Origin of the sequence: Caballeronia insecticola, assembly GCF_000402035.1 — a bacterium.
GTDB classification, from domain to species: Bacteria; Pseudomonadota; Gammaproteobacteria; order Burkholderiales; family Burkholderiaceae; genus Caballeronia; species Caballeronia insecticola.
The window spans coordinates 162,143-175,530 of the sequence record NC_021287.1; the positions used below are offsets into that span (position 1 = coordinate 162,143).

A 13,388-nucleotide genomic window follows, 5' to 3' on the forward strand; every position below is an offset into this window, starting at 1 on the left:
CATGTGCGTGGCTCGCGTAGCTCTTGCGGCGGGCCAATTCAGCGTACGGAGCATCGTACGGTTGTCACGCAGGCGCGCGATACTGCGCGGCCGGCGCAGTATCGACGGCAGGCTCGGCGCCGGTTGAACATACCCCAGGCACAGGTTTCGCTCCTCACCCACGGTAGAACAAGACGCAGGACACGCAACATTTGCACGGTTAGTGCAGTGTTTTCGCGGGACCCGACGCGATGTCGCAGCGCTAATTCCGGCGCTTCTTTGTCGCTTTTCGTCTTAGGCCGACCGAATCCCGCGTAAAATTGAAAGCTTGGCTGCTCGCGTGCATGAATCGCCTGCATGCGTCGGTCGAACGTCTTGTAGATATAACGTCGCATAAGTGGCATCAGGGGTGGACTATGAACACCATGCTTTATCCGGAACTTTATAAATCGCTGGAATCCGTCCGCTGGGATATGGAGAAGGATATCCCCTGGGACAAATTCGATGCGTCCCTGCTCACCGACGAGCAGGCCCGGACCATCAAGATGAACGCGATCACCGAATGGTCCGCTCTTCCCGCAACCGAAATGTTCCTGCGTGACAACCACAACGACAGCGATTTCTCCGCTTTCATCAGCGTGTGGTTTTTCGAAGAGCAGAAACACTCGCTGGTTTTGATGGAATATCTGCGGCGCTTCAAACCCGAATTCGTGCCGACCGAAGAGGAGTTGCACGAAGTGCGCTTCGAGTTCGATCCGGCGCCGCCGCTTGAAACGCTCATGCTGCATTTCTGCGGCGAAATCCGGTTGAATCACTGGTATCGGCGCGCGGCCGAATGGCATACCGAACCGGTCATCAAGCATATTTACGAAACCATTTCGCGCGACGAAGCCCGCCACGGCGGCGCGTATCTGCGCTACATGAAGAAGGCGCTGGCAACTGCGGGCGATACCGCGCGCGCCGCGTTCGCCAAGATCGGCGTGCTGATGGCGTCCGCGCGCCGCACGGAAAAGCCGCTGCATCCGACCAACCTGCACGTCAATCAGGCGCTGTTTCCGCGCGATACCGTGCAGTCGCGCCTGCCCGATCCGGAGTGGCTCGAGCGCTGGCTCGACGACCAGATCCGCTTTGACGACAGCTGGGAAAAGAAGGTGGTCGAACGCATTCTGCATAACCTGTCGATTCTGTTCGAGCGTTCGTTCGTGACCGCGCAGGAACTGAACCGCTACCGCAAGGAAGTGGTTTTGCGTCTGCAAGCCGCGGCGCCGGGCGGTGCGGCCGAGCAGCCGGCCTGAGGTTTATCGCATCGAAGACGAGACGGCCCGCCGGGTAATACCGGCGGGCCGTTTTACGTCGGCTGCGCTGATTCGCAGTCTGTGCGCGCAACTCGTCGTGGCACAATGCGCGCTTCCCGAAACCCCAAGATTCCTGCAACGAGCGCCGCTATGTCCGTCATTTTCGAACGCAAGATCACCACGCGCGATGCGCTCGCCGCGCTCCGTCCGACGCTCGCCGGTCCCGTTGTGTTCACGAACGGCGTCTTCGACATTCTTCATCGCGGACACGTGACCTATCTGGCGGACGCGAAGGCGCTGGGCGCGACGCTGATCGTCGGCGTGAACAGCGATGCATCGGTGCGTACGCTCGGCAAAGGCGACGATCGCCCGATCAATCACGAGGACGATCGCATGGCGCTGCTCGCGGCGCTGGAAAGCGTCGACTGGGTAGTGAAGTTCGGGGAATCGACGCCGCTGGAACTGATCGAGGCGTTGCACCCCGACGTGCTCGTGAAGGGTGGCGACTACGACATGGACAAGCTGGCCGAATCGGCGCTTGTGCGCAGTTGGGGCGGCAAGGCGCTCGCCATTGCCTTCGAGCATGATCGCTCGACGACCGCGCTGCTCAGAAAGGTCCGCGCGCAGTCCTGATCCGCCGCGCCGCTCATTGTCCGAGCGGCACCGTCTGCACGTTCGCGGCGGGCGCCGGTCCGCCGACGCGCGGCTGATCGAACGATTCCTCGGGATGGATCGAACGTGTGATCAGCGCTTCGGGACGAACCTGCTGCAATAGATGATGCGGTTCGCGCGCGCCCGCGGCCGGCAACGGACCGAAGACGCCGCGCATGACCGCGAACATCAGCAGGTTGGCGAGAATCAGGAAGGCGATTAGCCAGCGCAGCATGCTTGGGGCTCCGTGCTTGGGTCCGTTTTTCGGCAGATCAGGATGAATGGCGTGCCGTCGCGTCACGCGCGATGAGCGCGAGTCCGGACAGCACGAGGGAATCGTGTCGCGTATGCGGCACGCCGAGCGCGCCCGCGACTTCATTGGCGGCGCCGCCGCCGAGCACAAGACGGACATCGGCTTGCCAGTCCGCTTTCAAATCGCGCCACGCGCGTTCGATCAGGCTTGCCTGCGCGAGCAGACAGCCGGCGGAGAGCGCGGCGGCGGTGTCGGTGGCGAACAGGCTGCGCGTCTGATGGAGCGCTTCGCGTGCGGACGCGGCATCGAGTGTCGGTAACTGTGCCGTATGGCTGCCGAGCGATTCCATCATCAGCGACCAGCCGGGCGCGATCAGTCCGCCTGTGAAGACGCCGTCGGCGCGCAGCGCTTCGAGCGTGGTCGCGGTGCCGAAAGTGGCGACGAGCAAATGCTCGCCGGGATACGCCGCGCGCGCGCCGATCATTCCGCACCAGCGGTCGCTGCCGAGCCGCGACGGTTCCTCGTAACGGTTGATCACGCCGCATTGTTCGGCCTTTGCGCGCACGACGGTGCGGGGCAGCGTCGGCCAGCGCGCGTCGATCAGGCGCTGGATGCGGTTCTGCACCGGCATGCCCGCGACGTTCGAGATCCATGCGCTCGCCGGCGCGGCGAGTTCGGACCAGGCGTCGAGCGCGGCTTCGTCGGCGGCGCTCGAATGATGTGCGTGCTCGAACGCGCCGTGCGCCAGCACCGCGCCGCGTTCGTCGACGAGCGACCACTTGATGCGGCTGTTGCCGGCATCGATCAACAGATACGGCGCCTCGTTTGCCGACGCGTTCACGGACGCTCCTTCGCGAGCCGCAGCGTCAGTTCGCCGGTTGCGACCGCGCGCGGGCCTTCGGGTGCGTCGATCAGCAACTGACCGCTTTCGTCGACGCCCGAGGCGATGCCGCGCGTCACTTCGCGGCCCTGATCGAGCAACAGGACTTCGCGTCCGGACCACGCGTGGGCGTCGAGCCAGCGTTGGCGAAACGGCTTGAAGCCTTCGACCTCGAAGCGCGGCAGGGCGGCGTCGAGCGCGTTGAGCAACGCGGCGAGCGTGTCGGTGAGATTGGCGTCGGGCCATGCGCGAGCGAGCGTGGCGGGCATCGCGCCCGGCACGGACGACGTGGCGAGGCGGTTGGCGTCGTCGACCTGCGCGGCGAGTTGTTCCGCGCCATGCAGATTCGTGCCGATGCCGATGACCACCGCCGTCGCGCCCGGCGTGTTCCACGCGGTCTCGATCAGGATGCCGGCGAGCTTGCCGTCGTCGAGCAGGACGTCGTTCGGCCATTTCAGCGCCGGACGCGCGGACGGCGAGAGCGGCAGCCGCGCGAGCGCATCGAGCACAGCGGTGCCGATGGCGAGGCTCAGGCCCGAGAGCCCTTCGATGGGCCGCCCGATCACGCAGCCGACCGACATCAGCAGCGCGTTGCCCGGTTCCGCGAGCCAAGTCCGGCCACGCCGTCCGCGCCCGGCCGTTTGCGAATACGCGACGCGCACGGTCGGTGCGGGCGGCGTGTGCGCGGCGCGGTCTCGCGGCAGTGCGCGCAATTGCGCTATCAGATCGGCATTGGTGGAGCCCGTTTCGTCGACGATCTCGATGGTCCAGTCGCGAGCGGGGCGTTCGGCGAGCGCGGCCAGCCGCGTGCGGTCGATGCGCCAGGGAGCGTCGGGGGCGAAGGAAGAGGTCGGGTTCATGACGGATATTGTAGCGGCGCGGCAGCGTGGCTTGCGATGCCGCGTGGCCGGGCGTTACACCAGTGAGATGCGCAGTGTTTTGCCGCAGGCCTTCGCGTATTTACGCAGCGTCGAAATGGATGGTGAGTGCTTCTCGCTGATCAGCGACCCTTCGAGCCGCGCGACTGCGGATGCGGTCGTTCCCATGCGCTCGGCGATTTGCGCTTGTGTCAGACCCGCTTCCTTGCGGGCGTGAAGCAGGGCGTCGAGTGCTTCGTATTCAGGTGCGAGTGCATCGTATGCGGCCTTGAGTTCGGGGTTGGCGGCCAGCTGCCGGGCGACCTTGCCGTCGTCATGCGACACAGGAACGTACTGTTCCGCCAATTCCTTTTGCCAACGCGTCTTAGCCATTCCGTTGAGCCTCCATTAAGCGATTCCGGGCAAGGCGCAGTTCCTTGGGCGGCGTCCTTTGCGTTTTCTTGATGAACGAGTGCAGCATGATGATTCGCTTTCCCTGCATTGCGCCGTAGAACACACGAGCGATCCCTTCCCGTCCTGCTGGCCGAAGCTCGAAAAGCTTGTCGCCCAGCGATCTGGAATACGGCATGCCCAGGTCGGGACCATGCTGTTTCAGCGCGGACAGGAGGCGCAGATAGCCGGCAAAAATTCCGACCGGCAACTCGGAAATCTCGCGCGCGATCCGCTCGCTGTAGTACGTAATCGCCCAGGCATCGACATCGGCGGATGTTAGCATATTTGCTAAGTCAAAGAGAGTGGATGACTTTGCAGTTTTGCTTTTGCAACGATTCCGGGAAACTCGGCCATCCGATATAAGCCGATCTCCAAATGCAGCCCGCACACCATCCCCGCGCCCCCAATACAACCTTCGCTACAATGTCCTTTCCCTTTTAACCGCGTCTCACCGCGCCTCCGATCCTTGGACTTCGACACGCCGCCGCGCCTGAGAGTGGAGGCCGGCCAGCAGGGCAAGGTGGTCCGGCTCTCGGGCCAGTGGACCGCGCTCGCGCTCGCCCGCGACCGCGCGAAGAGCGGCGTCACGCGAAGGCTGCGCGCCATCGGGCGCGAGGCGATCAGCCAGTGGGATCTGCTTTCCGTCGAACGGCTCGATCACGTCGGCGGTCAGGCGCTGTGGCGCGTCTGGGGGCGCAAGCTGCCCGCGACCATCGCGCTCTCCGACACGCAACGCGAAATCTTCGAACGCGTCGCGCTGCTCGACGCCGAGCGCGAGGAGCCCGAAGCCGTCGATCACGTCGATCCGGTCACGCGCCTCGGTCAGCTCATCTTCGGCTTCTTCGATCATCTCTACGGCGGTCTCGCGATGTTCGGCGGCTTCGTGCTCGATCTCGCAAGCCTCGTGCGCCGCCCGCAGCGCACGCCGTGGACGGAAATCTCCGCCAACATCTACAGCGCCGGCGCGCAGGCGCTCGCGATCACCGCGCTCGTCGCGTTTCTGATCGGCATCGTGCTGAGTTATCTGTCGGCGCAACAACTGCGCGTGTTCGGCGCGAATCAGTACATCGTCAACATTCTCGGGCTGTCCGTGATTCGCGAACTCGGGCCGGTGCTTTCCGCGATTCTCGTCGCCGGACGTTCGGGCTCGGCGATCACCGCGCAGATCGGCGTCATGCGCGTCACCGAAGAACTCGACGCGATGCAGGTCATGGGCATTCCGCACGGCCTGCGCCTCGTGCTGCCGCGCGTGATCGCGCTCGGCGTCGCCATGCCGCTGCTCGTCATGTGGACCAACATCGTCGCGTTGACGGGCGGCGCGCTCGCGGCGAAGCTCGTGCTGTCCATCGACGTGAACTTCTTCGTGCGCTCGCTGCCGTCCGTCGTGCCGATCGCGAATCTCTGGATCGGGCTTGGCAAGGGCGTCGTGTTCGGCATGCTGATTGCGCTCACCGCCTGCCATTTCGGCTTTCGCATCAAGGCGAATTCGCAGAGTCTCGGCGAAGGCACGACGACATCCGTGGTCACGTCGATCACCGTCGTGATTCTCGCGGACGCCGTGTTCGCGATCCTGTTCCAGAACGTCGGACTCTGACCGCCATGTCCACCACGCTCGCCACCGCCGTTCGACATCAGCCGCCGCCCGTGATCGCGGAGCCGGTGATCGAAGTGCGCGATGTGACCAAGCGCTACGGCCGCACGGTGATCCACGAGCATCTGAATCTCGACGTGCGGCGCGGCGAGATCGTCGCGTTGCTGGGCGGTTCGGGCTCGGGCAAGACGACGCTCGTGCGGCAGATTCTAGGGCTCGAATCGCCGACTTCGGGCACCATTCGCCTGCTCGGCGAAGAATGGGCGCAGATGGACGAGGAAACCGCCAAGATGCTGCGCACGCGCTCCGGCATGATGTTTCAGCAAGGCGCGCTGTTTTCTTCGCTGACGGTGTATGACAACATCGCGCAGCCGTTTCGCGAGCTGGGCAAGATTCCCGAGGACCTAATCCGCGAGTTCGTCATGCTCAAGCTCGAAATGGTCGGCCTTTCGTGCAAGCACGCGAGCAAGATGCCGGCGGCGCTTTCGGGCGGCATGATCAAGCGCGTGGGCATCGCGCGGGCGATCGCGCTCGAACCCGAACTGCTGTTTCTCGACGAACCCACGGCCGGTCTCGATCCGAAGGCCTCGGACGAGTTCGTCGATCTGATCGCCACGTTGCATCGCGCGCTCGGGCTCACCGTCGTCATGGTCACGCACGATCTCGATACGATGGTCGCGCTGTCCACCCGCGTCGCCGTGCTGGCGGACAAGCGCGTGCTGGTCGCGGCGCCGGTGGAGGAAGCCTGCGCGGTGGATCATCCGTTCATCCGCGAGTATTTTCTCGGGCGGCGCGGACGCCGCGCGTTGCAGGCGCTGCCGCCGGAGCGCCGCGCGAAATTGCCCGCGGCCGCGCTCGAGGACGCGCCGATCGCCGTCAACAAGTAACCAGCCGCGCGACGCGTTGCGCGGCCGGCGCCGCCGGGAAGTCAAAGGAACCTGCAGATGGAAAACAAATCACATGCGTTCTGGACCGGGCTGTTCACGATCGCCCTCGTGCTGGCCGTCGCGTTCGCGGTGTTTTTCTTCAACGTGGATCGCACCGTGCGCGTGCCCTATGACCTGATCGCGCGCACCAACGTGACCGGGCTCTTCACCGACGCGTCCGTGCGTTACCGCGGGCTGGGCGTCGGCAAGGTGGAATCGATCCGCTTCGATCGCGCGCATCCGGGGCAGATCCGCATTCGCATCCTCGTCGATCAGAACGCGCCGATGACGCATTCCACCTTCGCGACGCTCGGCTTTCAGGGCGTGACGGGCATCGCGTTCGTGCAGCTCGACGACACCGGTGCCAACACGGCGCCGCTCGCGTCGTCGCCGCAGCATGTGGCCGAAGTGCCGATGCGCCCGGGCCTGTTCGAGCAGTTGCAGCAGCGCGGCGACGTGATCCTGAAGAAGTTCGAGCGCCTCTCCGAAGACGCCGACAAGTTCCTGTCCGACGACGTGCGCAATCAGCTCCTCGACACCACGAAGAGCCTGAAAGGCGCGGCGGACGGCATCGCGACGCTCGCGAGCCAGGTCCAGCCCGCGACGGCGCAATTGCCGCAGACGCTCAGGCAGCTCGACACCACGCTCGCATCGACCAATCGGCTCGTGCAGAACCTGAATCGTCCGGATGGTCCGTTCGTCGTCAACCTGAACAAGGCAGGCAAGGCCGCCGAGGATGCAAGCGCGGCGCTCGCGGACATGAACGAGTCGCTGCGCTTCGTGACGGCGCGCGTGGGCTTCGAGGCGTTGCCGCGCTTCTATTCATTCAGCGACGACGTGAGCGCCGCCGCCCGCTCGGTCGACCGCGCCGCCGACGCGTTCAGCACCAATCCGCGCAGCGTGCTGTTCGGCGCGCCGCGTCAGGCGCCCGGGCCGGGCGAACCGGGTTTCACGTGGCCCGCGCAGCCGGCGCATTGATCGAGAGAACGGAACGGATCTGGATAACGACATGGCAGACATCACGATGAAAAGAGCGCTCGCGGCGTGCGCGCTCGCCTGCGCCGCGCTGCTCACGGGCTGCGCCTCGACTCCGGCCGCGATGCCCAACGCGCATTACGACCTCGGCATGCCGCCGGTCACGACTACGACCACCGGCGCCTCGCCGATGCCGCCGGTGAAGCTACTGGCGGTGAGCGCGCCGCGCAATCTCGAAACCGACGGTTTCACCTATCGCCTGAGTTACGTCGATGCACAGCGCGCCGGCACCTATTCGGACAGCCACTGGACGATGCCGCCCGCGCAACTGCTGACGCAGCGTCTGCGCGAGGCGCTCGCGGCGCGCGGGCCGATCCTGTCGGGCGCCGATCCGGTGCGCGCGGTGCCGCTGCTCGAAGTCGAGCTGACGAGTTTCGAACAGGTCTTCGATGCGCCCGAGCAAAGCCACGGCGCCGTGTCCGTGCGCGCAACGCTCACGCAGCAGGGCCGCGTGCTCAGCCAGCGCACCTTCGCCGCGAACGCGCCCGCGTCGAGCGCGGATGCATCGGGCGGTGCGCGGGCGCTCGCCGCCGCATCGGACGATGTGATCGCGCAACTGTCCGCGTGGCTCGCGGCGCAACCGCTCGCTGCTTCGCGATGACCTTCGGCTGTTGCACTTTCCGCCCAGCGCGAATGCATCCGGGCGGCTCATGACGATCAAGCAATGGCAGCGCCGCCCGTCGGCGTTTTCCCGGCAGGCGCTTGCAGCGTACGCGGCGCTCGTCGTGTATGGCTCGCTGTATCCGTTTTCCGGCTGGCGCTCGCTTGGCCTGAGTCCGTTCGCGTATCTCGCGGATCCGATGCCGCAGTATCTGACCGTGTTCGATGTCGTCACCAACGTGCTCGGCTACATGCCGCTCGGCGCGCTGATCGTGCTCGCGCTGTATCCGCGTTATCGCGGCACGTTCGCGGTGGCGGCGGCGCTCGCGGGCGGCGCGCTGCTGTCCGGCGCGATGGAAGCGATCCAGACCTATCTGCCGACGCGCGTCGCCTCGAATCTCGATCTCGCCGCGAATGCGTTCGGCGCGCTGGTCGGCGGCGTGCTGACCGCGCCCGCGACGAGCGCGCTGCTCGATCGCGGGCTGCTGCGGCGCATCCGCTTCACGTGGTTCGAGCGCGACGCGGCGTATGTCATCGGGCTGTCGGCGCTCTGGCCGTTCGCGGCGCTGTTTCCCGCGCCGTATCTGTTCGGCGGCGGCGACCTGCCGCGCGTGCTGTGGGACGAACTCGATCCCGCGATGCAGGACGCGATCCTCGTCTGGACGCCCGCCGCGTGGGATGTCGAAAGCTGGCCGGACCGGCTCGGCGCGCTGTTGCCGGACGACTCCTGGGAAGCAATCATCACGTCGAGCAGCCTGTTCGCCGCGCTCGTGCTCGCGACGCTGCTGACGCGCACGCGCGCGCCGCGCATCCGCCTGATGCTCGGCCTGATCGCAACGACGCTCGTCGCGAAGGTGGGCGCCGCGTTCCTGCAATCGCGCGCGGGCCTGACCTTCGACTGGGCGACGGATGGCGCGCTCGAAGGCATCGGGATCGCGACGGTCGCGGGCGTGCTGTCGGTGTCGTTGCCGCGCGGCCTGCGGGCGGCGCTCGCGGGCGCGGCGCTGGTGCTGTCGCTGGCGCTCGTCAATCTGCTGCCGGTGAATCCGTATTTCGACATCGTGCTCGCCGACTGGCGGCAAGGCCGCTATCTGCACTTCAACGGGCTCGCGCACTGGCTCTCGTGGGTGTGGCCCTATGCGGCGCTCGGCTGGCTCGCGTCGGCGGCGGAGCATGCGTGGCTCGCGCGGCGGCGCGCGCGACGGGCGTAGGCGCATGCGCGGACCGGATGGTCGCCGGCAGCAGGCACAAACATCGCTCGTTATAATCGACCGACATTCCTACCGCCCACGCTCATGGATTCCTTCTACAAGTATCACGTGTTCTTCTGCCTGAATCAGCGCGAGCCCGACGCTTCGCGGCCGAGTTGCGCGAACTGCAACGCGCAGGCCATGCAGGAGCACGCCAAAAAGCGCGTGAAGAAGCTCGGCCTCGCCGGCGAAGGCATGGTGCGCATCAACAAGGCGGGGTGTCTCGACCGCTGCGAACTGGGGCCGGTCGTCGTCGTGTATCCGGAAGGCACGTGGTACACGTATGTCGATGAAACCGACATCGACGAGATCGTCGATTCGCATCTCGCAAACGGCAAGATCGTCGAACGTCTTCTGATCGATCAACCGGCATGAACGCGCAAACCGAGAAGTTTTTGATCGACGGGCCCGTCGGCAAGATCGAGTGCGCCCTCGATCGTGCGGATGCCAATGGCCAACCGGCGCGCGGCATTGCGCTCGTCGCGCATCCGCATCCGCTGTTCGGCGGCACGATGGACAACAAGGTCGCGCAGACGCTCGCACGCACTTTCGTGCAGCTCGGCTACACGACTTACCGCTCGAATTTTCGCGGCGTCGGGCAGACGGCGGGCGAGCACGATAACGGCATCGCCGAGCAGGACGATCTGCTTGCGCTGATCGATCACATGCGCGCGCAACCCGGCCAGGCCGACGTGCCGATCGTGCTCGCGGGCTTTTCGTTCGGCACCTTCGTCCTGTCGCACGTCGCGAAGCGCATGCTTGATGCAGGCCGCGAGATCGAGCGAATCGTGTTTGTCGGCACGGCGGCGAGCCGCTGGGACGTCGCGCCGGTGCCCGACACCACGCTCGTGATCCACGGCGAAGTGGACGAAACGGTGCCCATCCAGTCCGTCTATGACTGGGCGCGTCCGCAGGAATTGCCCGTGGTCGTCATTCCGGGCGGGGAGCATTTCTTTCACCGCAAACTGCATATTCTGAAACGCGTGATCGTCGATGCATGGCGCTGAGGCCTTCCCGGCCGACAAGCGCCGCAAGGTCGCCGAAGGGCTTGCCGAGTGCGTGTTCCCCTAATCGGTAAAACCGGCTAGGCCTACCCTGAAAAACGTTAAAACGCGTGACAACGGCGCAGATTCCGAAGGAAATCGGCCGTGACCCGCGCGTATAATGGCGCAGCAATTTTTGCTGTTTCCGGCCGCGCGCGATGTTAGTCCGAACGGTAGTCCGAACGTCCGCAGTCCGCGAAACGCCAGCTTTCGAGAACCGTTTGCGCGTCCGTCTGTCGAACGAGCGCTGTTTCGCCGCGGCGCCGCGCGTGCCGCAGTCATGGCGCAGCGCCCGACCCGAGCGGACGGTCTGCCTGTCCAACCCGTGCTTCGCCGATCATCCGATCCCCGATCCCTGTCGTCGCAGCCTGCTTTTTCCGCCGATCGATCCTATGCGCTTTGTCCCTCCCGGCCTGACCGTTTCTTCCGTATCCACTTCCACCGTTCATCGCCGCGCCTTCAAGGCCGCCCTCGCGCTGCCCGCCGTTCTGGCCGCCGCGAGCGCGTTCGCGCAAGTTCCGCCGCCCGATGTGACGGCGCATTCGTGGGTGCTCGTCGATGCCACGAGCAATCAGGTGCTCGCATCGGGCAATGCCGATGAGCGCGTCGAGCCGGCATCGCTCACGAAGCTGATGACCGCGTATCTCGTCTTCGACGCGCTGAAGTCCAAGAAGATCAACATGGACCAGACCGTCACGCCGAGCGAGGCCGTGCGCCGCGTGCGCACGGACGAATCGCGCATGTTCATCGAGGCGAACAAGCCGGTCACCGTGCACGATCTCGTCTACGGCATGATCATCCAGTCGGGCAACGACGCGGCTATCGCGCTGGCGGAACTCGTCGGCGGCAGCGAAGCCAACTTCGTCACGCTGATGAACGCGGCGGCGAAGCGCATCGGCATGAAGCACACCAATTTCGCCGATGTAAACGGCATGCCCGATCCGCAGCACTACACGACCGCCGGCGACCTGGCCGTGCTGTCGACGCACCTGATCCGCGAATTCCCCGAGTACTACAGCATCTTCTCGGTGCGGGACTTCACGTACAACAAGATCAAGCAGCCGAACCGTAACCGCCTGCTGTGGCTCGATCCGACCGTCGACGGCCTGAAGACCGGCCACACGAAGGCCGCCGGCTACTGCCTGATCGCGACGGCACAGCGTTCGCTTGCGAGCACGCCGGATGCCAAACGCCGTCTCGTCGCCGTGATGATGGGCGAACCGAAAGAGATCAATCGCGTGCAGGACGCCCTGAAGATGCTGAACTACGGCTATTCGGCATATGACTCGGTGCGTCTCTACAAGGCGAATCAGGTGATCGAGTCGCCGCGCGTGTACAAGGGCGCGACCGACAACGTGCAGGCCGGCGTGTCGACCGACCAGTACATCACCGTGCCGAAGGGCATGGGCGACAAGGTCAAGCCGACGGTCACGAAATCCGACCTGCTCGTCGCGCCGATCAAGAAGGGCCAGCAGATCGGCACCGTCAAGATGATGGCGGACGGCAAGGAAGTCGCGCAGTTCCCGCTGGTCGCGCTGCAGGACGTGCCGGAAGCCGGTCTGTTCGGCCGCCTGTGGGACTCGGCGCTGCTGATGTGGCAAAAGCGTAAGTAATCCACTGACTGAAAAGGAGCGGTCTCGATGAGCCAGGCTGAAGTATTCGATCCGACGGTCTATCTGAACGGCGAGTGGGGTCCGCTTTCCGAAGCGCGCATTCCCGTGCTCGACCGCGGGTTCATCTTTGGCGACGGCGTGTATGAAGTCGTGCCGCTCTACGCACAGGCCGAGGGCGCGCGTCTGCCGTTCCGGCTCGCGCAGCATTTCGCGCGGCTGAACCGCAGTCTCGGCAAGATCCGCATCGACAATCCGTTCGACGACGCCGGCTGGCGCGCGCTGATCGATCGCGTCATCGACGACAATGCGGGCGCCGGCGACGCGCTCGTGTATATCCAGGTCACGCGCGGCGTCGCGAAGCGGCGCGGGCATGCGTTTCCGGCGGGCCTCACGCCGACCGTGTTCATCATGCTCAGCAAGATCGCTTTCCCGAGCACGGAAGAACGCGCGCGCGGCGCGGTGGCCGTGACCGCCGAGGACAAGCGCTGGCTGCATTGCGACATCAAATCGGTGTCGCTGCTGGGCAATGTGCTGATGGCGCAGCACGCAGCCGAAAACGACGCGCTCGAAACCATCCAGTTGCGCGACGGCTTGCTGACCGAAGGTTCGTCGTCGAATGTGTGGATCGTGAAAAACGGCACGCTGCTCGGCGCGCCGCGCGGGCCGCGCATTCTGGAAGGCATCCGCTACGGTCTCATCGAGGAACTGGCGAGGGAAGCGGGCATCGCGTTCGAGGAACGCGACATCACCGAAGCCGAACTGCGCTCGGCCGATGAAATCATGATCAGCTCCGCGACCAAGGAAGTCATGCCGATCACCACGCTCGACGGGAAAAGCGTCGGCGGCGGCCGGCCCGGTCCGGTCTATGCTGCGCTCTTCGAGGCTTACCAGCGAGCCAAAACGCGCGAGTTCGCCGCTGAGGCGGCTCGGGCCAAATGAAGCGCGAAGTGAAGGAGAAAGCC

At 65.3% G+C, this 13,388-nt stretch carries 16 protein-coding genes; 11 read left to right on the forward strand and 5 right to left on the reverse strand.

From position 1 onward, the window contains the following. The first annotated feature begins 395 nt into the window (after positions 1–395). Together BRPE64_RS00750 and rfaE2 are read left to right on the forward strand one after the other, a co-directional pair. Positions 396–1,274 carry a ferritin family protein gene (locus BRPE64_RS00750; RefSeq protein WP_016344079.1) on the forward strand — a complete coding sequence of 293 codons (879 nt, stop codon included), beginning with the start codon at positions 396–398 and terminating at the stop codon, positions 1,272–1,274. Positions 1,275–1,424: 150 nt separating this feature from the next. Continuing rightward, on the forward strand, positions 1,425–1,907 hold the full coding sequence (gene rfaE2, locus BRPE64_RS00755) for a D-glycero-beta-D-manno-heptose 1-phosphate adenylyltransferase (protein WP_016344080.1): 483 nt from the start codon (positions 1,425–1,427) through the stop codon (positions 1,905–1,907). Between the two features lie 13 nt (positions 1,908–1,920). On the opposite strand, the gene BRPE64_RS00760 is transcribed toward rfaE2, so the two are convergent. From BRPE64_RS00760 to BRPE64_RS00780, 5 genes are read right to left on the reverse strand one after another with little or no spacing between them, the layout of a single operon-like run. Further along, complete coding sequence (locus BRPE64_RS00760) at positions 1,921–2,160, reverse strand: hypothetical protein (RefSeq protein WP_016344081.1); 240 nt, start codon at positions 2,158–2,160, stop codon at positions 1,921–1,923. Positions 2,161–2,197: 37 nt separating this feature from the next. Beyond that, positions 2,198–3,019, reverse strand: coding sequence for a type III pantothenate kinase (locus tag BRPE64_RS00765; RefSeq protein WP_016344082.1), 822 nt, complete (start codon positions 3,017–3,019; stop codon positions 2,198–2,200). Next, the gene (locus BRPE64_RS00770; RefSeq protein WP_016344083.1) at positions 3,016–3,918 is read right to left on the reverse strand and encodes a biotin--[acetyl-CoA-carboxylase] ligase; all 903 of its coding nucleotides are present in this window, start codon (positions 3,916–3,918) and stop codon (positions 3,016–3,018) included. Before BRPE64_RS00770 ends, BRPE64_RS00765 begins: the two co-directional genes overlap by 4 nt. A gap of 54 nt (positions 3,919–3,972) precedes the next feature. Beyond that, a complete protein-coding gene (locus BRPE64_RS00775) occupies positions 3,973–4,308 on the reverse strand; it encodes a helix-turn-helix domain-containing protein (protein ID WP_044041029.1) in 336 nt (111 codons plus the stop codon). Beyond that, positions 4,301–4,651 carry a type II toxin-antitoxin system RelE/ParE family toxin gene (locus BRPE64_RS00780; RefSeq protein WP_016344085.1) on the reverse strand — a complete coding sequence of 117 codons (351 nt, stop codon included), beginning with the start codon at positions 4,649–4,651 and terminating at the stop codon, positions 4,301–4,303. Before BRPE64_RS00780 ends, BRPE64_RS00775 begins: the two co-directional genes overlap by 8 nt. Before the next feature lie 183 nt (positions 4,652–4,834). On the opposite strand from BRPE64_RS00780, the gene BRPE64_RS00785 reads away from it, so the two are divergent. The 9 genes from BRPE64_RS00785 to BRPE64_RS00825 all read left to right on the forward strand — a co-directional run bounded on the left by BRPE64_RS00785 (position 4,835) and on the right by BRPE64_RS00825 (position 13,365). After that, positions 4,835–5,962 (forward strand): MlaE family ABC transporter permease, encoded by a 1,128-nt coding sequence (locus BRPE64_RS00785; protein WP_016344086.1) that lies wholly within the window; start codon positions 4,835–4,837, stop codon positions 5,960–5,962. A 5-nt stretch (positions 5,963–5,967) separates the two neighbouring features. Further along, complete coding sequence (locus BRPE64_RS00790) at positions 5,968–6,846, forward strand: ABC transporter ATP-binding protein (protein WP_016344087.1); 879 nt, start codon at positions 5,968–5,970, stop codon at positions 6,844–6,846. Between the two features lie 57 nt (positions 6,847–6,903). Next, entirely contained in the window at positions 6,904–7,863 is a 960-nt protein-coding gene (locus BRPE64_RS00795; RefSeq protein WP_016344088.1) for an MlaD family protein, read from the forward strand. 31 nt (positions 7,864–7,894) lie between these two features. Next, positions 7,895–8,521 carry an ABC-type transport auxiliary lipoprotein family protein gene (locus BRPE64_RS00800; protein WP_016344089.1) on the forward strand — a complete coding sequence of 209 codons (627 nt, stop codon included), beginning with the start codon at positions 7,895–7,897 and terminating at the stop codon, positions 8,519–8,521. 49 nt (positions 8,522–8,570) lie between these two features. Next, the gene (locus BRPE64_RS00805; RefSeq protein ID WP_016344090.1) at positions 8,571–9,731 is read left to right on the forward strand and encodes a VanZ family protein; all 1,161 of its coding nucleotides are present in this window, start codon (positions 8,571–8,573) and stop codon (positions 9,729–9,731) included. An 84-nt stretch (positions 9,732–9,815) separates the two neighbouring features. After that, positions 9,816–10,145 (forward strand): (2Fe-2S) ferredoxin domain-containing protein, encoded by a 330-nt coding sequence (locus BRPE64_RS00810; protein ID WP_016344091.1) that lies wholly within the window; start codon positions 9,816–9,818, stop codon positions 10,143–10,145. After that, positions 10,142–10,777 carry an alpha/beta hydrolase gene (locus tag BRPE64_RS00815; protein WP_016344092.1) on the forward strand — a complete coding sequence of 212 codons (636 nt, stop codon included), beginning with the start codon at positions 10,142–10,144 and terminating at the stop codon, positions 10,775–10,777. The genes BRPE64_RS00810 and BRPE64_RS00815 overlap by 4 nt, the downstream gene beginning before the upstream one ends. Positions 10,778–11,205: 428 nt before the next feature. Then, positions 11,206–12,426: a D-alanyl-D-alanine carboxypeptidase family protein gene (locus BRPE64_RS00820; RefSeq protein WP_044041863.1), complete on the forward strand. Its 1,221-nt coding sequence runs from the start codon at positions 11,206–11,208 to the stop codon at positions 12,424–12,426. A 27-nt stretch (positions 12,427–12,453) separates the two neighbouring features. Further along, positions 12,454–13,365, forward strand: a complete 912-nt coding sequence (locus BRPE64_RS00825; RefSeq protein WP_016344094.1) for a D-amino acid aminotransferase — start codon at positions 12,454–12,456, stop codon at positions 13,363–13,365. The last annotated feature ends 23 nt before the right edge of the window (positions 13,366–13,388 follow it).

Bases quoted from the DNA above. Each gene is read 5' to 3' on its own strand.
- BRPE64_RS00750 (WP_016344079.1), top strand. From the start codon at position 396: ATGAACACCATGCTTTATCCGGAACTTTATAAATCGCTGGAATCCGTC.
- rfaE2 (WP_016344080.1), top strand. From the start codon at position 1,425: ATGTCCGTCATTTTCGAACGCAAGATCACCACGCGCGATGCGCTCGCC.
- BRPE64_RS00760 (WP_016344081.1), bottom strand. From the start codon at position 2,160: ATGCTGCGCTGGCTAATCGCCTTCCTGATTCTCGCCAACCTGCTGATG.
- BRPE64_RS00770 (WP_016344083.1), bottom strand. From the start codon at position 3,918: ATGAACCCGACCTCTTCCTTCGCCCCCGACGCTCCCTGGCGCATCGAC.
- BRPE64_RS00775 (WP_044041029.1), bottom strand. From the start codon at position 4,308: ATGGCTAAGACGCGTTGGCAAAAGGAATTGGCGGAACAGTACGTTCCT.
- BRPE64_RS00780 (WP_016344085.1), bottom strand. From the start codon at position 4,651: ATGCTAACATCCGCCGATGTCGATGCCTGGGCGATTACGTACTACAGC.
- BRPE64_RS00790 (WP_016344087.1), top strand. From the start codon at position 5,968: ATGTCCACCACGCTCGCCACCGCCGTTCGACATCAGCCGCCGCCCGTG.
- BRPE64_RS00795 (WP_016344088.1), top strand. From the start codon at position 6,904: ATGGAAAACAAATCACATGCGTTCTGGACCGGGCTGTTCACGATCGCC.
- BRPE64_RS00800 (WP_016344089.1), top strand. From the start codon at position 7,895: ATGGCAGACATCACGATGAAAAGAGCGCTCGCGGCGTGCGCGCTCGCC.
- BRPE64_RS00805 (WP_016344090.1), top strand. From the start codon at position 8,571: ATGACGATCAAGCAATGGCAGCGCCGCCCGTCGGCGTTTTCCCGGCAG.
- BRPE64_RS00810 (WP_016344091.1), top strand. From the start codon at position 9,816: ATGGATTCCTTCTACAAGTATCACGTGTTCTTCTGCCTGAATCAGCGC.
- BRPE64_RS00815 (WP_016344092.1), top strand. From the start codon at position 10,142: ATGAACGCGCAAACCGAGAAGTTTTTGATCGACGGGCCCGTCGGCAAG.
- BRPE64_RS00820 (WP_044041863.1), top strand. From the start codon at position 11,206: ATGCGCTTTGTCCCTCCCGGCCTGACCGTTTCTTCCGTATCCACTTCC.
- BRPE64_RS00825 (WP_016344094.1), top strand. From the start codon at position 12,454: ATGAGCCAGGCTGAAGTATTCGATCCGACGGTCTATCTGAACGGCGAG.